This window comes from Vibrio sp. 1CM8B (assembly GCF_023161685.1).
Lineage (GTDB): Bacteria > Pseudomonadota > Gammaproteobacteria > Enterobacterales > Vibrionaceae > Vibrio > Vibrio coralliirubri.
Genome location: NZ_JALNTU010000007.1, coordinates 172,271 through 192,550 on the forward strand (window position 1 = coordinate 172,271; position 20,280 = coordinate 192,550).

General features: G+C 41.8%; 20 protein-coding genes. 4 read left to right on the plus strand and 16 right to left on the minus strand.

What is annotated here, in order from left to right; genetic code table 11:
- Positions 1-2 precede the first annotated feature (2 nt).
- Complete coding sequence (locus MSG36_RS15575) at positions 3-1,031, plus strand: methionine synthase (protein WP_248368660.1); 1,029 nt, start codon at positions 3-5, stop codon at positions 1,029-1,031.
- 102 nt (positions 1,032-1,133) lie between these two features.
- On the opposite strand, the gene MSG36_RS15580 is transcribed toward MSG36_RS15575, so the two are convergent.
- Positions 1,134-1,571, minus strand: coding sequence for a MarR family transcriptional regulator (locus MSG36_RS15580; protein WP_081229655.1), 438 nt, complete (start codon positions 1,569-1,571; stop codon positions 1,134-1,136).
- 84 nt (positions 1,572-1,655) lie between these two features.
- Here MSG36_RS15580 and MSG36_RS15585 point away from each other — a divergent pair, with 84 nt between their 5' ends.
- Entirely contained in the window at positions 1,656-2,102 is a 447-nt protein-coding gene (locus tag MSG36_RS15585; RefSeq protein WP_248368663.1) for a hypothetical protein, read from the plus strand.
- 33 nt (positions 2,103-2,135) lie between these two features.
- Here MSG36_RS15585 and MSG36_RS15590 read toward each other — a convergent pair whose 3' ends face one another.
- From MSG36_RS15590 to MSG36_RS15650, 13 genes are all read right to left on the minus strand, one after another.
- Positions 2,136-2,618: a tetratricopeptide repeat protein gene (locus tag MSG36_RS15590; RefSeq protein ID WP_086969719.1), complete on the minus strand. Its 483-nt coding sequence runs from the start codon at positions 2,616-2,618 to the stop codon at positions 2,136-2,138.
- Between the two features lie 27 nt (positions 2,619-2,645).
- Positions 2,646-3,197, minus strand: coding sequence for a class IV adenylate cyclase (gene cyaB, locus MSG36_RS15595; protein ID WP_086969717.1), 552 nt, complete (start codon positions 3,195-3,197; stop codon positions 2,646-2,648).
- An 89-nt stretch (positions 3,198-3,286) separates the two neighbouring features.
- Positions 3,287-3,679: a hypothetical protein gene (locus MSG36_RS15600; protein WP_086969715.1), complete on the minus strand. Its 393-nt coding sequence runs from the start codon at positions 3,677-3,679 to the stop codon at positions 3,287-3,289.
- Positions 3,672-4,121: a GNAT family N-acetyltransferase gene (locus tag MSG36_RS15605; protein ID WP_086969713.1), complete on the minus strand. Its 450-nt coding sequence runs from the start codon at positions 4,119-4,121 to the stop codon at positions 3,672-3,674. Before MSG36_RS15605 ends, MSG36_RS15600 begins: the two co-directional genes overlap by 8 nt.
- A gap of 61 nt (positions 4,122-4,182) precedes the next feature.
- Positions 4,183-4,857: a hypothetical protein gene (locus MSG36_RS15610; protein ID WP_248368665.1), complete on the minus strand. Its 675-nt coding sequence runs from the start codon at positions 4,855-4,857 to the stop codon at positions 4,183-4,185.
- A 112-nt stretch (positions 4,858-4,969) separates the two neighbouring features.
- The gene (locus MSG36_RS15615) at positions 4,970-5,425 is read right to left on the minus strand and encodes a hypothetical protein (protein WP_248368668.1); all 456 of its coding nucleotides are present in this window, start codon (positions 5,423-5,425) and stop codon (positions 4,970-4,972) included.
- A 200-nt stretch (positions 5,426-5,625) separates the two neighbouring features.
- Positions 5,626-6,126, minus strand: a complete 501-nt coding sequence (locus MSG36_RS15620) for an opioid growth factor receptor-related protein (RefSeq protein ID WP_248368671.1) — start codon at positions 6,124-6,126, stop codon at positions 5,626-5,628.
- A 416-nt stretch (positions 6,127-6,542) separates the two neighbouring features.
- Positions 6,543-7,016: a response regulator gene (locus MSG36_RS15625; protein WP_017070648.1), complete on the minus strand. Its 474-nt coding sequence runs from the start codon at positions 7,014-7,016 to the stop codon at positions 6,543-6,545.
- Positions 7,003-8,358, minus strand: a complete 1,356-nt coding sequence (locus MSG36_RS15630) for an ATP-binding protein (RefSeq protein ID WP_052878519.1) — start codon at positions 8,356-8,358, stop codon at positions 7,003-7,005. The genes MSG36_RS15625 and MSG36_RS15630 overlap by 14 nt, the downstream gene beginning before the upstream one ends.
- A 6-nt stretch (positions 8,359-8,364) precedes the next feature.
- Entirely contained in the window at positions 8,365-9,783 is a 1,419-nt protein-coding gene (locus MSG36_RS15635) for an SLC13 family permease (RefSeq protein ID WP_048613999.1), read from the minus strand.
- A gap of 441 nt (positions 9,784-10,224) precedes the next feature.
- Complete coding sequence (locus tag MSG36_RS15640) at positions 10,225-10,623, minus strand: NUDIX hydrolase (RefSeq protein ID WP_061017790.1); 399 nt, start codon at positions 10,621-10,623, stop codon at positions 10,225-10,227.
- A 97-nt stretch (positions 10,624-10,720) separates the two neighbouring features.
- A complete protein-coding gene (locus MSG36_RS15645; RefSeq protein WP_248368673.1) occupies positions 10,721-12,037 on the minus strand; it encodes an MATE family Na+-driven efflux transporter in 1,317 nt (438 codons plus the stop codon).
- Positions 12,038-12,245: 208 nt separating this feature from the next.
- Positions 12,246-14,084, minus strand: a complete 1,839-nt coding sequence (locus MSG36_RS15650) for an AAA family ATPase (RefSeq protein ID WP_248368676.1) — start codon at positions 14,082-14,084, stop codon at positions 12,246-12,248.
- A gap of 637 nt (positions 14,085-14,721) precedes the next feature.
- Between MSG36_RS15650 and MSG36_RS15655 the strand changes: the two genes are divergently transcribed.
- Positions 14,722-16,545, plus strand: coding sequence for a M4 family metallopeptidase (locus MSG36_RS15655; RefSeq protein WP_248368679.1), 1,824 nt, complete (start codon positions 14,722-14,724; stop codon positions 16,543-16,545).
- A gap of 107 nt (positions 16,546-16,652) precedes the next feature.
- Here MSG36_RS15655 and MSG36_RS15660 read toward each other — a convergent pair whose 3' ends face one another.
- Positions 16,653-17,531: a LysR family transcriptional regulator gene (locus tag MSG36_RS15660; protein WP_248368681.1), complete on the minus strand. Its 879-nt coding sequence runs from the start codon at positions 17,529-17,531 to the stop codon at positions 16,653-16,655.
- A 310-nt stretch (positions 17,532-17,841) separates the two neighbouring features.
- On the opposite strand from MSG36_RS15660, the gene MSG36_RS15665 reads away from it, so the two are divergent.
- Positions 17,842-18,384 (plus strand): DUF3332 family protein, encoded by a 543-nt coding sequence (locus MSG36_RS15665; protein WP_048613988.1) that lies wholly within the window; start codon positions 17,842-17,844, stop codon positions 18,382-18,384.
- 134 nt (positions 18,385-18,518) lie between these two features.
- Here the strand turns inward: MSG36_RS15665 and MSG36_RS15670 are convergent, their stop codons facing one another.
- Positions 18,519-19,988, minus strand: coding sequence for a transporter substrate-binding domain-containing protein (locus MSG36_RS15670; RefSeq protein ID WP_282452237.1), 1,470 nt, complete (start codon positions 19,986-19,988; stop codon positions 18,519-18,521).
- Positions 19,989-20,280 lie beyond the last annotated feature (292 nt).

The window sequence follows — 20,280 nt, forward strand, 5'->3', positions numbered from 1 at the left end:
TTATGAAAACACTATTACCGACTTCAACAGCGGGCAGTTTGCCGAAACCGTCTTGGCTTGCACAACCAGAGACGCTTTGGTCGCCATGGAAACTTCAAGGCGATGAACTCACAGACGGCAAACAAGATGCGCTGCGTGTCTCTCTGCACGAGCAACAGCAAGCAGGCATTGATATTGTGAGTGACGGCGAACAAACACGTCAGCACTTTGTAACGACCTTCATTGAACATCTGAATGGCGTTGATTTTGAAAAGCGTGAAACCGTTAAAATCCGCGACCGCTACGATGCGAGTGTGCCTACAGTGGTTGGCCCAGTTTCTCGTCAGAAATCGGTGTTTGTTGAAGATGCGAAGTTCTTACGTCAGCAAACCGACCAACCGATCAAATGGGCTCTGCCGGGTCCTATGACCATGATTGATACACTTTACGATGCGCATTACCAAAGCCGTGAAAAACTGGCGTGGGAATTTGCGAAGATCCTCAACGAAGAAGCGAAAGAGTTAGAAGCTGCAGGCGTTGATATTATTCAGTTCGATGAACCTGCATTTAACGTGTTTTTTGATGAAGTGAACAATTGGGGCATTGCTTGTTTGGAAAGAGCCATTGAAGGGCTTAAATGCGAAACCGCAGTACATATTTGCTATGGCTACGGCATCAAAGCGAATACGGATTGGAAAAAGACACTAGGCACCGAGTGGCGTCAATACGAAGAAGTATTTCCTAAGCTGCAGCAATCGAATATCGATATTATCTCTTTAGAGTGTCACAACTCTCATGTACCTCTTGAGCTACTTGAACTGGTACGAGGCAAGAAAGTGATGGTTGGTGCGATTGATGTTGCTACAGACTCTATTGAAACACCGGAAGAAGTGGCTAGCACGCTAAGAGAAACACTTAAGTATGTTGATGCAGACAAGCTCTACCCTTGCACCAATTGCGGTATGGCTCCCCTACCTCGCGACATTGCTTCAGCTAAGCTGAATGCGCTAAGTGCTGGCGCAGAGATCGTTCGTAAAGAGCTTTCAGCGTAACGCTTTCCTAAAGAACAAAAGCTATCCCCTGAAGCCTAAGTATCACATCGATGCTTAGGCTTCCGTACTCTTCTCAACTTCCACTCTCTATTTATCTAACCTTTATCTATCTAAGAAAGTAGCCATCTTCTTCAGAGTGATTAGCGCCTTATCAAGCTCGTCTCTTTCAATGCCTTCAGCGCCACTTTCAGCCCATACTTCCTGTTTTTTATCTAACAGCGAATACGCTCCCTTGCCCTTTTCAGTCATGTTAACCAACTTTGCTTTTTTGTGATTTGGGTTATCAAGCCAAGTTAGCAGGCCATCTTTCACCATGATGTCTGTAACACGCTGAGTCGCTTGTCTGCTTTGCCCCATAATACGAGCAATTTGAGAAACCGTGACCAGATCATCGGACTTTTCGATCGCACCCATCACCTTCCATCTGGCACTGCTTAACCCTAATTCTTCGGTTAATTTATCACCCTCAGCATTCAATAGACCACTGACCTTAAAGATCTCTAGTGCGATCTTAGTAAAAACTTCTCCATTCGTATCCATAACACTCACTTTGACAACATGCTGTCATTAAATTAGACTTAAACCAAATTGACAACATGTTACCAAATTAACAGCGAGAATGATATGAAACCAATAATCCACAAAACAGCGACATTAACAGCAACACTGTGTATCGTGACATTCTTTACCAGCACATTGCTTGTAGAACTGTTTGGCACTTTGGAATCAGTGAAGCTAGTCAAATCGATGATCGTTTTTCCGGGCTTGTTTATTCTTATCCCTGCCATTGCTATCACTGGTGCGACCGGTGCATCTATGGCAAAACAACGTAAAGGAAAAATAGCTGAGCGCAAGAGTAAACGCATGCCAATTATCGCGTTCAACGGGATCGTTATTTTGATTCCGGCCGCGTACTTTTTGAATCAGTGGGCAAGTTTAGGAGAGTTCGACTCTATGTTTTATGGTGTTCAGGTTTTAGAACTGATAGCTGGTGCGACCAACCTAACACTGATGTCTTTGAATATTATGGACGGCAGAAAGTTTCGTCCTAAAAAGGCGAAACAAGGCTAAGCTCATTGTGTTTAAGCAAACTATACGTGGCTGTTACCAGGTTTTATCTAGGTCTTTAGCATACAAAGAGATCGCTCGTTGGTACTCTTTGATCGCTTCGCTATTCGTCGTGGAAACTAAAAGCTCAAGTAACAGCGATGTCGCCTCTTTATGGCGACCTAAATTGTACAAACACATTGCGTAGAAAGGTTTCACTTCTATCGATTCAGGATACTCAGCCATCGTCTGTTCGAAATAGCCTAAAGCCTCTGCATAAAGGCCAAGGCTTCGATAAGTACTCGCCAAGCCGAACAACGCATCAAAACGCTCTACTGAAGAAAGCACGCCAGACAGAGACAATACATAGTGCTCAATCGCCTGTTGCTCTTTGCCTTGGTTGTCGTAAGACCACGCAATCTGTAAATGAGCTTTCGCCGCATAGTTTTCATCAGTGAGTAGCGTTGCCAACAAGTCACGCGACTCTTGATACTTTTCTTCTTTTCGCAATTCGATGGCTTGTTTGATAGTGGTGTCCATAACTCTCCCTGACGCTTAAGCGCTGTGCTATGCGTTCATTTCTTCGAACATCTGTTTGTAAGACTGAGTTTGCTGTGCCGATTGAGTCAGCCCGAATTTATTGGCTAACAACTCAAGCTCACTTTTATACGCAGACAACTTAGATTCATCGTCCGTCATGATAGCAAATTCGGCAAAATCACCGATACCCGCAAGAGAATCGACCGTGATATGGAACTCTCCAACAAAATAGATACTGCGAGTTTTTTGCGCTTCAAGAATCACTTCGTATCCCAGGTTCTCTAGCATACTCTTCGCATTCGACGCATCGGTGATGTTTGTCGCTTCACATCGATCAGGCTCAGGGCCTTTTACGATCCATAGTTTGATGCCCGACGGCTCCATAGTGCGAATACACAAGCTTTTATTCTGAGCCTGTAAGCTTCTATCAGGGCTATCGAAATACCAATCACATTCCTGATTGTCTTGCAGCATTACTTCATGAGGAATTAGGTTCAAAGTTTTCAAGAACTCAGACTTAGAGCTAAGTCGATACTTCAGCTCAACCTCATATTTGCCTTTGAAATGGTCGTTGGTCATAAGATCGCTCGGTGCAAAAAAGGCGATACTAGCACACGAACCGCATCCGAAATACAAACTGACGCACAACACAAACTAAAGCAGTGGAACTACGTTCGACACGCTAACACACGCTGCCATTCTTCTTGGCTCATAGAGCCTTTAGAAAGGTAAATATTGTGTTTCTGCATTGCACCTTTCGTGTATGAAAGCTTGATGAATGATCCAATGTCAAACGGAAGAAAGCTGCGCTGTAAAGCCACATCGCAAGCAACGCCATTTAAACGTACATGACCGTTCATGATTTCAAATGAGCTATCGCGAAGCTTCCACCACAACATTAGAATTTTAATTAGTGGAGGAACATAAATTATCAGCCCTATGGTTAGCAGCGATGAACGATCACCGTCTGATATCCAATAGACAATACCTAGTGCAATAACAATAAACAGTAACTCTGAAAATAAGTACTTAATAAAATTTAATTGGATACGGTTATCCATGACACTCTCTCAATGATGACCCTAAAGGCAGCTCCATTTCAACGAGCCCTTTCACTTCAGACAACTGAGTAAAACCTTTTGATTGATAAAGCTTAATGGCGGGATTCTCACTGAACACGCGCAACACTAACTGAGTGGATGCTTGATTGTTCGCATGTTCAATAGCTAAATCGAGACACTTAGAGCCAAAACCTCGACCTTGATAGTCAGCTAATATCTGCAAGTCCCTAAGAAACGTTGTACCACTGGCGTAACTGAAGCGAACAACACCAATACGGCTATCCCCCACATAAATTTCATAGTTATCCAGCTCATCCCAGCTGCGTAAAAACTGACTATGACCCCAAGCGATGCCACGAACTTGGTAGTAACTCGCCATATTCGTTTTGGTGATCGATTCAGCGAACTTAGGATCGGAACCTTTGACCAGCCTTACTTCCATATTGTGTCCTTTTTTTAAATCACATCTGAATACGGCATAGGAAAGTGCCACATAGTTTGAATCACTTTGAAGAGCTAACCATTGATTTTAACGATCGCACCGCGTTTTGGTAACTCACTCTTGGGTTGTTTCCCCAATACGCCAAGGCGTAAATACCTAGTACCAGTGAAGCCCAAAGCAAAGCCGATATCATACAAGTACTATAAATGTCAGGGAGCATAGCGATTGCCTTGTGATATTTTTCGTCTGGAATTGTCCCTTGCACTTCCATGATGCTCAAGGTGACGTTAATTGGCGTATAACCTATCCAGAATAAAACCCATGAGCCAGCAGCAACAGGAGATAAAAACAGAAACGGCTTTAACCATCGGTGGGGAAACAAGAAATATAAAAGCATAGACACATACAATACACTAAGAAACAGACTCCAAGAGCGCACGTTAATATTGGCAATCCAATACCTTTCTTCAGCATACATAAACAAAACAACGGTTCCCAAAATACTCGCAAACATAAGCTTGCCGATATTGGTCGTCCTCTTTATCCGAAATAGTACATAACTTAATAAGGTCACCAAGACGGCAAACCACGCCATAATGTCCCAGTCCATTGAGAAAAAGCGCGGAGCATAAGTGTTGTTAAGTATGACAACGCCCAGCAACACTCCGATTGATAAGTACGCGATGACTAGCCGTACCATGAACCAACCTAGCTTTTTCATTACTTCATTATTCATCAGCACCGATCATCCCCAATTTAAAACGAAAAGAGATAATGCCTCTAAAGTAATCACCCTCTACAAGTGCGCATCGAAAGTGCCAAATGTTGGATATCATGAAAATTGTCCTTTACTCATCAACGCCAAAACTATCACCCAGCTTTTCTATAAACCAAGTTCCTTGGCACGGGCCATTGGTTAAGTGCCAACGGCCATCAAATCTATTGCCACTGCCATGTGCGGAAAAACGATAATCCCATTGGCGATGTTTAGCATATAAACGTAAGTCGCCGCTTTCAGTAATCCAGCCCTCTAACGGTGTTCCGTTGTAGGTAAGCCTTAGGGTAGCCTTACCCTCACGAATGGTTCCGGTGATGGTTGTGCGTTCACACATATTATTGCCAGTGGTGTTAATGCGACGGCCTAGCCACTCACCGTCGAAATCGGTAGAAGGAACAAATTGGGGACTATCAGGAAGTTTAGGAAACGACTCGGAATTACTGGACCCGAACCACTGGAGTTCACGACCAACGAGGAAGAAGCCAACAAAGCCGATTGAAATCGCTATCACAAATCCCTTTTTCATGAGCCTCTTCCTAATCCACTGACCTTAAGAAAAGAACCCTAACATAATGAAAAGTAATAACTTACTATCAATTTAATTAATTTTGATATATTCCACAAATTGCATTCAAATGTTGAATATAGAGAAAGCGGCATCGTACAAAAATGCCGCGCATTGAGAATCAATTATGGGCAGTGCCGAAAGCTCTGCACAGAGAAGCCCTAACCTTCCAAGGCATTGCGCCAATACTGAACGGTTTTCTCCGACACCGAGCCTGTCTCGGTCGCCGCTGATACTAGAAACTCACATAAGCGAGTTGCGACTTCTTCATTACCTAACAAGTATAAACTGCGAATGGCTCGCGTTAGCCTCAATTGGTTATGGTCATGATTCTTCAACCATACATGGTTCGCCGGGCTAAGTGGCAACGATGAAGATATTTCATTCCCGTTGCGCTGCATGCCCCAAAACTCAAGCATCAGGTCAAGCACTTGTAGATGAGCTATGCGAAGCGCTTCTGAATTAGCAAAAAGCGCCCTATCTTCTTGAGTAACCAACGGTGCATGTTGATTAAACTTAGTCCCCTCATCAATTGGGAAAAATACTTGAATGTACTTATGGTCATGCTCCAACCAAAAATGATTGTAAGCCAATAACTGTTCTACATTTCTACCAAATTTATCCGGCGCTTCACCAGATATAAAGCGAGCAATCTCACTCATTTTAAAATCCTACTGACTATAAACCCCCACTTGTGGGCGAATGCATTATTACGCAGTAAGCCGTGAAAAGCCTAGTCCTTTACGTTGTAAGTACCGATCTGACTTAGAACTCCAAATACCACGCGTTAGGAATCACATTTGAATACTTTCGACTTACTTTTCCAACAAACGACACTGGTACTCTGCGACACATTTTAGATCTGCTGCATGTTAAGGGAATCGTTCATGAAAAAAACATAATGCATCCGCTAGCGTAGCGTATGGGTTTTAGACTTAAGCCAGCAACCAGTGTGTTAATAACTGAGTACTAAAACCTGAACGACTAAAAGAGGTAGGTAAAATAAGCACCGAAGGATTACATCTTTCAACGAAAAACCCTTCAGAAAGCGTCCTTCGGTGCATTGAATTTCAAGAGACTAGCGCAAGCGCCTCAACACAACCTGCTGGTCGAGCTCATTCTGATAGTCCGTGTAATCAAGCCCTTGATCAAATATGTACTCAGTGACAAGAGTACGAATGCATTCAACCAATGTGCTTGCTTGCCAAGGCTTTTCAAAGTAACGGTCGATGCCTGCTGCATTAATCGCATTGATGGTATCAGTATGAGTGGCCTGCCCCGTAAGAAGAATTTTCTTTGTATTCGGAAAGCGGCTGTCATGGAACACTTCAGTGAGTAACTCCACACCCGTTTTCCCTGGCATCACATGATCAGACACGATGACGGTAATGTGTTCGCCTTCTGCGTCAAGTTCATCAATGAGATCAAGCACTTCTTGCGCTGATTCACAATCTTCAATATTCAGCCAACTCGCCAGCGGCTCTAAATCTTGTATCACTGCGCTCAGTACTTCTCTCTGGTCATCGACACAGATTAAATTAAGCTTCTCCATGTTCACCCTCTATTGGTAACTTGATTCTAAATACAGTTTTAGAAGCGTCACTTTTCACAATGATACTTCCGCCATAACCCGCCACAATCCGCTTAACTACTGATAAACCCAAGCCCAATCCAAACGATAAACCACCTTTTTTAGTGGTGAAGTTGGGCTGAAATATCTTTCTACGAGTCGCCTCGTCTATCTCAGGGCCGTTATTCGTGATCGTAACTAATATTCTTTTCTTACTTAATCTGGTTTGAATTTCTATTGTGGCATCGTCTGAATTCGACATTGCATCACAAGCATTCTTTACAATGTTGACCCAAATCTGAACGAGCTCTGTTTTCGAGCCTTTAAAAGACGGTAAATCCGCAGGGCTCAATCGCACAGACACTCGACGTAACTCACTTTGTAACAACGATAAGGCATGGTTAATGGAGTCGTTAATATCAACCGCTTCTTCGGTGTCGATATCCGTTCTGCCAAGTTGTTTAACCGATTTTACGATGCCGACAGTGTGTCTAGATGCCAAACGTAAATCATGTAAATCACAGCCCATCTGCCAAAAACGAATCGCTTCTTCTGGGTTTTTCAGCCAGTGCTTTGAAATAACGTCTGTTGCAGATAAAGCGTCAATTGGAATCGCCTTTGCAAGAGAGCGAGCAATGTTTTTGTCTAAACCATATTTTCTTTCAAATTGTCGCCCACGTGTTCGTGCTTCTAACGACGACGTTTTCTGACCATGCATTAACCCAAAATCGAAAAATTGACTGGCTTCTGGATGCACTTCTTCAAGCAGATCCATGATGACCGTTTCAAGTCGACCAGATTTACTATTTACCACACCAATAGCGTTGTTAAGTTCATGAGCAATCCCTGCAGCTAATTGACCCAAGGTCGTCATTTGCTCAGCAGTATGTAACTTCTCTAGCGCTTTTTGTTTCGCTATCGCTTCTTGTGTTGCGCGGCGTTGACGACGCGACAACTCATTGACAATCACAGGTGTGAACTGTGCGGTAAGAGGACCAAATTTACGTTCATCTTCTGCAGGCGTGTCTTTATCGATCCACGCTAACTCAACATCGGTTTTAGCAACAACCGTTGAAGATGCTGTCCAATTACCTGAAAAGAAGCTATGAACGCCTATAAAAGCCCCACTACCCGCGCTAAATACTCGCACTTGCGGTGTATTCGCATCGGTATAAAACCCTTCCAGTTCTCCACTAAACACATAATATAAACGTGTGTTTAACGCTGATTGTTCAATAATGGTGTTACCGGCACAGCACGTCACCCGACGTTCTGTTTGGTTAAAATAGCGCTCGATAAGTGCTTCTAGCTTTTGTTGATACACGTATCGTTATCCTATGTGACCAATTGAATGTAGCAGCCACACCATAACAAAACTCAGTAGCACACCAACCACACCCAAAATAATACCGATTCTGGCCATTTGATTACTTTGCACATGACCCGTGGCATGAGCCAACGCATTCGGTGGTGTACTGATTGGCAGCGACATCCCTAATGAAGCGGCAAAGGTCACAACCAGAATTAACGTTATCTCACCGCCTAGTGGCGTGAGTGAAGCCATAGACGAACCTAATGCAGCCATAATTGGCATTAACAAGTTGGCCGTTGCGGTATGAGACATAAAGTTTGCCATTAGCAAACACAAGAACGCCGCTCCGAACAACACCACATATGGTGAGTAAGCATCAAACGGAATGCTGTGTACCACGAGCCTTGCTAAGCCAGTTTTATCGAGAGCTAAACCAAGCGCGATACCACCTGATACAAGCCACAGTACGTCCCAAGAAATCTTTTTCAGGTCTTCTTTATTGATGATCCCTGTAAGTGAGAACACAGCGACAGGAATCAGAGCGACGGTATAAGAGTTCATGCCATGGCTTGAACCCATTAACCAAAGAATGATGGTGAGCGCAAAAGTGACGTATACCGCAATGGCTTTAGGCGTTTTAAGGAATTTACCTTTGATGCTTAGCTCGATTTTCTTTTGGTCAGCTTTGTACATAAAGCCTATTAAAAACCACGCTAACGCCATCATAATAACGACAAACGGCACACCAAATGCCATCCATTCGCCGAACGTAATGAGGTTATCGCCAACTAAATATTTAAGTGCGATAGCGTTCGGGGGGGTGCCGATCGGGGTACCAATGCCACCGATGTTAGCGGCAACAGGGATACAAAGCGCAAACGCTACACGACCGGGGTCTTTCGGACCAAACACAGCCAATACCGGCGTTAAAATAGAGAGCATCATTGCCGTTGTTGCCGTGTTAGACATAAACATCGAAAAGATACCAGTGATCAACATTAAGCCGAGCATCACAAACTTCGGGTCTTGCCCAAATGGCTTCAACAACACGCGGGCTAAGTTTACGTCTAATCGATATTTAGTGGCAGCCATCGCCAAGAAGAAACCACCCAAAAACAGCATGATGATTGGGCTGGCGAATGTCGCCATGATATCGCTGTATTTTAACAACTCACCAAAATGTTCCTCCCCATGCTCAAACCTTAAAAAGATCAGCCCTTTATCCGACAACATCAATAATTGCAGAACGATAATAACAACAGACGTCGCGTAAATCGGGATAGGCTCGAACACCCAGCACAATGCCGCTAATAAAAAGATCGCGATAACGCGTTGTTGAATAATCGTGAGGCCTTCAAATGGAAACGCTGATAGCGGCATTACGAGGATAATGAAAGGAATTAAAATAGGGATAATGTATTTAATATAGGGGCGCATAGCACAAAAACTCTTCCTGAGATAACAACTACTTAGAAATTAGATTTACAGCTCTAATTTAGATCCGACAACGAATTATCGAGCTCTTATCACTATCTCACTATCGGCTAGATCAATGATTACGTAATCGCGATATCCCCTTTTTCGATTCTGTGCGCTACCTCTACGTTTGTGTATCATTTACTGTTGCAATTAAATTCACGAAAGTAGTTTCTACGTTTCTAGCCATAATCCGTTCCAGTTATTCTAGATACTGTCAGAACAGGTCCGTCACTTAAAGTCACGTCCATAAATTAAGGATCACTTCTGATAAAAGCGCTGAACAAGATCGTTGGGGGTTGATGGATGCTGGCACTGCTATAAAGTGCCTTTTCCAATAATTGGTCGCTTGTCATGCTTCCTACGTGAAACTAACGATGAATAGAGATGGTGGTTATGAAACTAGCATCTTTGAGAGGTATATCGACTCAAATGGTTCTCTATAAACTCAATATCTGCACGATAAAAATCACCAAGAGGTATCGCTGAGGGTTCTAGCCAATAGAAAGTTTGCTGTCTTTCTGCATCGACCATTTTCGGTTCATTATTTAGATCCGCACGCAAAACGACGTAATGAATCTCACCACCGAAGTAGTTCTGACCTTTATGAGTGCCGAGGAGTTGTAAATCTTTAATACCTGTTTCTTCCCACAACTCTCTAATTGCGGCTTCGCTACCAGACTCTCCGGGATCAACGGAACCTCCTGGGAACTCAAAAACCATACCTTGGCGATGTCTAAAACGCTTTTGGATTAAGACTTTCCCTTCTCTTACAACCACGGCCATAGCTATGTTTTTCATATGAGCTTCCTTGTACTTCAAAAAGTACTTTAAACAAAATGAACTAAGAATAAGGAATGCGCCTTAGGTGTGCCGTTGTATTTGCACCAACTATTACTTAACTTAAAAGAGACTCGCACTGGCTTAGCGATTGCTGCCTCCTCAGCATTAGGTATAAAGCCCATGTAATCATTGCGTCTAGAGTTATACCCAAGCCGAACATCAATCCGATAGTTTGCAGTGTAGGAACAAATATGCCGGTTTGATAACACACAAAAGCACCACCATAGAACAGACTATTAACCACCAAAGATTGATAGAGCATGAGGTCTGTTCGACCAATACCATAGAAGTAATTGTCTATGACATTGTTGAAGCTAAACACAACATAAAATCCGACTAACAACCATACTAAATCGATAATTGGGCCTGAGTTCTTAACCCCCATTACACTTGATATAAAGCCATCCCACATCGGTATTGTGATAGCCCAAGCGACAATGACCCCTACAGTTAACCAAAAGTAACCATTGATTCGTTCAATCGATAACCCTTTGTTGGTTGCAGCGTCTTGTTTCACTAACTGACCTAAAGCTAATATAGGAAGCAACAACCATCCCCAAATAAATTGATTCGCAACCCAGAACGTTCCGGCTTGTTGTACTTGGTTCACTAATTGCAAAATCATTACAATAAAAGCGGTATTACGAACAAATGACTCTAGGCCTGACTTCCACCCAATGACTACCCACTCCTTTAGCCATATATTTTGATTTCGATGACTTTGCCCAAACTTAAGAGATATACCTAATCTTATAAGATAAGTAATGGCGACTGCGGCGAGTATTAAATTGACAATAATATTGCTAAAAGCGATACCATGAACGCCCAATTCAAAGGAAATTGGTAACTGGCTAACAAGTAGAGTGTCAAACAAAATCGTTAGTATCATTTGTACGACTAACAACTTGTACAGAGTCTTCTTCTGATTTTTCAACACTAAAACTAACGATAAAAAGGCGTAAACACTAGAAAGTAATATAGCTAATGATTCCAATCGGATATATTGTGTCGTCGTAGTGAACAGTTCTTTTTGTTGTTGCATTGCAGTAACAAAGATTGGCGTAAACCATAGGACAACAGCAGTGACTAAAAGGTAACTGAATACTATAATTTTTAGTCCTAGACTAACCCTCTCTTGAAATTTCCTATCATCACTTACTACCTTACCAAAGATAAATGCTAACGGAATGAATAACGCTTCATGGAGTACTTCATAACCAACATTTAGCCAAGCTACTTGCGCCGCGATACTATATACCCAAGGGCTTGCGATGCTTCCTAAAAAGTAAATTCTAGTTGTCGCATAAATTAAGGGAATAAAACTCGTAAGCATCAACACCAACCAGAGTTGATAATTAATATTTTTATTCATTTTTACACCCTAGAAGTTAACTTGAAACGACAACATTTCGGATTTCAGACAAAAACATAGAGGCGTGTACGGTAGCTTTCCACGTAAATCATGCACTAATTCAATTCCGCGCAATTATTACCTCCGAACTCTAGAAACACTAAAGTCAACGCATAGTGAAAAAGCCATGCGTTGAGAATTCGTCTTAAAATCTTGTTAGATCATTGATTTACATTGAGTTATAAGCATATGCACTGCATTTATTGGTTCTTTTAGCAACTGGAGGTTTTGAGGCGTAGTTACAATAAACATTTGAGTGACTAACCCTTGCAAACGGTTCCATAACAGCAGACTTTAAATACAACTCGTCATAACCATGAGCTTCCCTTTCAAGTTCTCCAATTATCTGCTTAAGAAATCGTATGATAGAAATTGAATTATCTTCGATATCCATTTGTTCTGCATATTCATATGCAGACAGTGGTTTACCTTTACTAGCATTATGCTTATAACCATGACTATGTTCAAAATTTCTAATCGAAACATATCTATGTACTAGATATTCAATGTTATTCAAACGACACTGCATTTCAAAAATATTATTACTTTGTGTCCAAGAGCTGTTTCTTTTAAAGCTACCATCCTTATTTACCTTAGGTCTTCCACCCTCATAGTCATACCTTTCATCCGAGTCATGAATAATGTGTTGACGGATTTTAAAGTGACCAAGAACTTCCATGAAGAATGTCATGTTTGTCTTTGACAGAGCATTTAACACAAACACTTCTTTTTCTGGGTAGTACTTTTCAATCAGAGTTCTTAGAACTATAGCCTCAGTATCGCCTTCTACCATAATGACATCATCAGAAAAAAATGTTTCACACAAATGAGGATTAAAGCGATTGAGCATCAAAATTCTATCTTTAACTACCTTTCTATTTGCAAACACATCGTTACTTGATTGGTATACAACAGTCTCCCCATTTTGCTTTTTAACAAACCTAGCTAAAGAAGTATGATCACGACTTAAGTCGATCAACTGGGGATCATGTGAAACACAGAGCACCTGATAGTTTTCTTGCTCAGCTATGTTATACAGCGTATTTCTAAACTTTCTTTTATTTGCAGGATGTAAATATAATTCAGGTTCTTCAAACAAAATTATATGCTTTTCATCTTTAGTCGTATCTCGAAAGAAACCCAAAATATTGATAATTGCTTGTCTAATTAAACCATGTCCATGCAGATCAAAAGTTTGACTATCACTCTTACCCACTTCATTTAATTTATCTAGCGCTTCATTTAATTCTTTCTCTTCATTAGTATTGTTACTAATTGCGACACTGAAATCTTTTTCAAAAGCCTTTGTAATATCTGTTTCTTTATTAGGATTTGAAGCTATATTTAGCTTTAAATCTGGAAAAGTTTCACAAAAGTACCTATTTGCGCCTTCATTAATTTCGCTAACATAACCATCAGTTTCCACTCTATCTTGTAGAGTTTTAATAGCAGATATTGCTGCTTCATATTCGTTTTTATGATTAGCCTTAAGTTTCTTGAGTAATTTATTCTTTATCTCTTTCTCAATCCAGTCCGTTAGAGATTTCACACTTGGGATTGCTTCAATATAAATTATATTAGGTGTTGCCTTTGTCAAGAAAGTCTCTAGCCCACCAAAACCATCAGGAACATACTCATTCCTCTCAACGGAAAATGTTTCTTTTTGGGCTTTTGTTCCTACTTTCGTCCATGTTTTTCTAAACTTAACTTCATTATCTTTACTGACCCATTTATCAAAACCTTTTTCTGAGAAATAATCATTATCACTGTCCTCTTTGATGTAGGTAGCTTCTATAACTATATTATTGCCTGCGTTTTGACCATAGAAATCAGTAATTTGTGCAGCTTGATTGGGCTTTACAAAATATTGATAAGCATGAAGAATACTTGATTTCCCTATATTGTTCTTCCCGAATATAAAAACTATATTGTTATCAATGAAACTGATAATGTTTTCATCACCATTGATAGCTCTAAAGCTAGATATTTTTAGGCTTTTTAATTTCATTTTTATCTCTTGTAGTTTTCGCCAAACTGACCAAATAAGCTAACAGTGATTAGACAGAAAACTCTGTATTTAAATACAGAGTTTTCTGTCTAGTTTCTTATGCTGTCTATCTTAAGCGACTTACTCCATTTATAACAACAACTTATCGTTCTTAGTTTATGATTGAACAAGAAAATGTAGATCTTCTTCTGTCTGACAATATCAAATGTAGAAAAGATGAGTTCTGTATTTAATGGTATTGTTAAAATAAGTTTACTATTGATAATAAAGACAATATTTCTACATCCAAAACGCTCTTATTTACTCATTTGCAATTAAGATAAAAAGCCAAAAACATCGAAGTTAGCTTAGAGAAACGTATTCTATCGATTCAAACAAAGCGTATTTTAATAACTACCGCCCCTTCATACGTTTACGATAAATAATAAAATTTGATTTTATAAAAATAATTTGATCAATAAGAATCTTTGTAAACTTTGAATTACATACTCTAAAACTTAATCTCTGATAAAAACTTGTCATAAGCCGAAATACTCTTCCAATCTTGATTCGCAACACATGGCACTAATGTGTTGCATATAGACTTCCTATAAAGCCGTTGGGAAGAAGGAGTTTATATTAAAATCAGGAACGAAAAATGAACCAACAACGTCAACTAAGCTGGAAAATAGCAGCTATTCTAGGTACGTCTTTTGGCTTTAATGCACACGCTGCAGAAATGGTCAGGGTCGATGATGATGCATTACTCCAACAGAGCCTCATCGCGCAGTCGAAGAGTGTTGCCCCACTAGAATTAGGTTTTTCTGAAGTAAAACGGGTGGTACTGCCCAATGGAAAAACCAAAGTCCGCTATCAACAAACTCACCTAGGTTTACCCGTCTTTGATACTTCGGTCGTGGCCACCCTTTCCAAGAACCAACCCACTCAGGTGTTTGGCTCGATGGCACAAGGGATCAGTGGGGACTTGTCCAGCATCGCACCAAAGCTAAATCAGGAACAAGCGATTGAAGCCGCACTGTCCGCTCACCGCACGCTTACCGTCGGCAAAAAGTCGATTGAAAACAAAAATGCGAAACTGATGGTGAGATTGGATGAGAACCAAACCGCCCAAGTGGTGTATCTGGTCGATTTCTTTATCGCTTCCTCTATGCCAGAGCGCCCTTTTTACTTTATTGATGCCACGACTGGCGATGTTCTCCAAAAATGGAATGGGTTAAACCACGCCAAAGCATCCGGCACTGGCCCCGGTGGTAATATCAAAACCACTCGATATGAATATGGCAGCGACTTCCCTAGCTTTCCCATCGACAAAACAGGCACAACTTGTACGTTAGAAAACGATTCTGTTAAGACAGTCGATTTGAGGAACGGAACGTCTGGCAGCGCAGCCTACAGTTACAACTGTGCCGACGGCACCAACTACACCGATCACAAATACATCAACGGGGCATACTCGCCTCTTAACGATGCGCACTACTTTGGTAATGTCGTATTCGATATGTACAAAGAGTGGATGAACACATCGCCTTTGACTTTCCAGCTGACGATGCGAGTTCATTACGGTACCGATTATGAAAATGCCTTTTGGAATGGCTCATCCATGACCTTTGGCGATGGTGGCAGCACCTTCTATCCATTGGTCGACATCAACGTGAGTGCTCACGAGGTTAGCCACGGGTTCACCGAGCAAAACTCCGGCCTTGTGTACCGAAACATGTCGGGCGGTATGAATGAAGCCTTCTCAGATATTGCGGGCGAAGCGGCTGAATACTACTTACGTGGCAGTGTAGATTGGATTGTCGGAAGCGATATATTCAAATCAGAAGGCGGCTTGCGTTACTTCGATCAACCTTCAAAAGATGGTCGCTCGATTGACCACGCCTCGCAATACTACGATGGCTTGAACGTTCACCTATCTAGCGGTGTTTATAACCGCGCCTTTTACCTTTTAGCGAACAAGTCTGGCTGGGATGTGCGTAAGGGTTTTGAGATCTTTACGGTCGCAAACCAATTGTATTGGACGGCAAACAGTACCTTTGATGCCGGTGCTTGTGGCGTAGCGAAAGCCGCAGCCGACATGGGCTATGTGGTTGCCGATGTTGAAGATGCTTTTAATACCGTCGGCGTTAATACCAGTTGTGGTGTCACGCCTCCAACTGGCAATGTATTAACGAAAGGCACACCGATTGCGAACTTAAGTGGGAATCAATACTCTGAAAGCTTCTACACATTCACGGTCGATTCTGCATCCAGCGTGACGGTTTCAATGTCTGGTGGTTCAGGCGATGCCGACCTTTACGTGAAATCGGGCAGCAAGCCAACGACATCGAGTTACGATTGTCGCCCTTATCGCGCAGGGAACAATGAGCAGTGCAGTGTGAACGCGCAACCGGGTGTCACCTATCATGTGTTACTGCGCGGATACTCGAACTACTCTGGCCTAACATTGCGTTTAGATTGAGTGACGTACACTAACAGCGAAACTGTATGTCTCGTTTTGAAATAGACAGACCAACACGCCTACTCTTTGATGAGTAGGCTTTTCGTTTCACAACGCTAACTTCATACTTAATTGGTGAAGAGTTCGCGTAGCCACAAGTTCACGATGTCGTCATTGCGGTTGCTGTGCCAATACACACTCAATGATGGTGTAAGGTATTCAAATGGCACCTCTAACAGCTTTATTTTGTCTTTATCAAAATACGCGTCTGCGACCCCTTTAGGGAAAGTTGCAACCCAATCACTGTTATAAATGGTGTCCGAAAAGTCAGCAATGGAATTGAGCTTTCTCGCTACCTTTCTTTCGGAAAAGATCGGGCTGTGAAGCTCGGTTAGCTGGTTCACTCGATAATTATCATGCGTCAACATCACGTGCTTTTCAGCTAAGTAGCGCTCTAAAGTTATCTGTTCTTCTATCTGCGAGTGGTTTTGGCTGCATACAACGCATAGTTCATCGCCCCAGATCTCTTGGCTCTGCAGTGTCGGGTGAGCATTAGTAAGGTCGACGACAAGGTCGATCTTCTTCTCTCGAATATCCGTTGCCATGTCTTCTTTGATGTTCACCACTTCGATAACGCAGTTGGGGGCTTCTTTTTGAATCCTGTCCAAGATACGAGGCAAGATCACGCTGCTTGAAATGCTCATCGCAGCAATTCTGAAGGTGTAATTACACTCTTTCGGGTCGAAATCGTGAGTTTCAGGGAGTGAGTGTGAAACCAGCTTATGTGCTTGCTTGAAGATTGGGTACAGGTCGTTCGCGACTGGCGTAGGCTCGAGTGTGTATGATTTTCTAACGAAGAGGAGATCCCGATATTCGTCTCTAAGCTGCTTTAGGTGCGCGCTGAGACTAGGTTGAGATATATTGAGCCTTTCTGCCGCGTACGTCAGGTTTCCTTCTTCATATATCGCAATAAAGTAATATATGAGGTTGAGGTTAAATCGTTTCATTCGAGCTCTTCAGGCAGTCATGTATTTAAATAAACGATAAAAATAATATCGTTTAAATGACTGTGAATTATCGCTTTCCATTCCCATATTTTAGTTAGGGTTATGACAGAACATTGTTAAAACGCCAAAACAAAATGACACGAACTAGTACGGTAGTATTTAAAGAATAAACTTCGAAAATAGGTAACAGACTGGTTTTTATAAAGATATAGGTTTTCCTGATATCTAGTATAGGCATGGCGTTATATTAGAAGACGCTTGAGTTTGACATAATTCCCGATTCCTAAATAGACACATATAGAAATAGAGAATGATGAACCGATTTGTAAAACCGATAATAATCTCAGCGAGCCTAGTGACTTTATTTGGCTGCGTAGGTAGTAACGCAGTAACTGGTAAACTAATGGAATTTAACGTTAAAGCCGTTGATAACCGTTACGCTCGTGGTGGCCTAAACATGTTACTTGCCCCTGCTTATGGTATTACCGTTGCTGCCGATTACATCGTGTTTAACTCACTGGAATTTTGGACGGGTAAGAACCCAATCAACAAGAAGCCACACATCTTCGATTCTAAGGTTGATACTTACATTGATGTTAATGACCAACTGGATGACAGTTTAACAGAAGCGCCTATCGACCCATTGGCAAAGCATGTGATTGACCACAGTGAAATGAAAGTACTTAACCAAGACGAAATCGCAATTGAGCTAACCTACAACGACGGTACTCGCGCGACTCTAACGGGTCAACGTTTCGGCGATGAAGTTCACTACTCTATTGATAACCAAGTGATTGCAAAAACAAGCTTGGAAGAGATGCAGATGTACATGGCATCGGCTGAGCAGTCTTAAGCAACGTAGAATTAACTGATACACCCCCAATCAATTCAGTTAGTCAGTACCTATAAAAAAGAGAGGTTAGCTTAGTCGCTAACCTCTCTTTTTTGTTTGTCGTTTTTATTTTGGTTTATGACGAATAACCGTCACTAATAAGCGAAATAAGGAGAGAAACGTTTGATATTGAGCTGACGAGTCATATTGCTCAGCTGCTCCTCTCGGGTGTCTTGAAACTGATCCAATCGCTGGTAAATAGTGAAGTATCGATTGATGTTGGCGACGTATTTTACAGGCTCTTGGCTAATATTTTGTCTTGCGACCACTTCAACATGATTAAACCATTTATTTGGGTTGTAACCTTGCTTGGCGGCAAGCACACGCATTCGTCTGATTTTAGCAGGCCCGGCATTATAAGCGGCTAAGCTAAAATGAATCTTGTCGATATCCGAGATTTCAGGCAAATCGAAGTACCGGTCATAGATAAAACGCAGATACTTGCTGCCCGCATGAATATTGCTTTCTAAGTCGTAAACATTATCAATATCGACATACCAATCTTTTGCGGTTTTAGGCATCACTTGCATAATACCCACCGCACCACGATGCGATATTTTTGAGTTATCCAAGCCTGATTCTTGAAAAGCCATCGCTAACAAAATGAACCAATCGATCTCGAACTTTTCCCCATAAACCATGAACAGCTTTTCTAGCTTATCCCGTTCTTCGTTTTGCATCGGATTAGAGGCTCTATTCATCCATGACGTACTTTCGAGATAACGATTGTCGATGACATTACCCAGCAACGTCCCCTGCTTTGAATCTTGCAAATATTGGTCGATTTTGGCTTTCAGTTGCGGGCTATTTTTGCGAATCGCCCAAGCAATATCTGCATTGTGCCTAAAGGCAAGATTGTGATGGATTCTGATGTCTTGCTCTAAGTTTCCCCATAGTTCAAGCTTGTGGCTATCCACGATGGTTGCGGTAATTTGTCCGCGTTTAATCAAATCGAGCAATTCGAGATCTTGGAGGTTGTCACTTAACAAGTGGATATAGATGGGCGCTAAACCGTTCTTCTCTAGCTGTTTATTCACTGAGTGAACGCTGCTGATATAACTGGAGTTTTGCTTTAGCCAGACCTCTTTACCCTGTAACTGGGTGATGTCGTTAATCAAAGGGGTAGAACGGCTTGTCACTAGTAATTCATCAATGTCGCTACGAATGGGAATACTGAAATCGACCAATTGCTCACGCTGTTTAGTCACTGTTAGGTTGGCGATGGCAATATCACCTTGCCCCTGATTCAAAGCATTGAGTAGCTCACTCCGCTCAACCGGAATCACCTTAACGCGCAGTAAAGGGTCACGCAGCTTTAGCTCTTGATCAAAGTAATAAATCTGCTCAGCAAGGATCCCTTTCGGCTTACCATTTTCAATATGATAGAACCCCATATCACCAGACACTAAGACACGCACAACGCCTTTTTCACGCAACGCAGAGAAGTCACCCACATAGGATTCGAGCGCGTTGTCGGGTATTTCAAAACCAAGAGTCGATTTGGAAATAAGTGAAAGAAAAACCAACACCTTCGATAAACGTGAAGCGCCATTAAAATTCGTCATATTCATTATTCCTAATGCGTTTAAACCAAAACCCTCAATAATGCTAGGTGTTGCATGTGAGCTATCGGGCTAGAAGCGATTCAACGTAAAGGAACATTTCTTAACGTTGTACGATTGCAATCTACGTTGTTGGACAGAGTACGTTGATGTGTAAAGTGCGTTTGATGTTCAGAGCAATCTGGTGAGCGTTGTGGACCGTTTAGGCGTTGCATTGATTCGTTACTTTTTATCAAGGGAAGCGAATTATACCGGAAACCATCAAGTCCGAAATAACGCAGTGGCTATAGTAGAT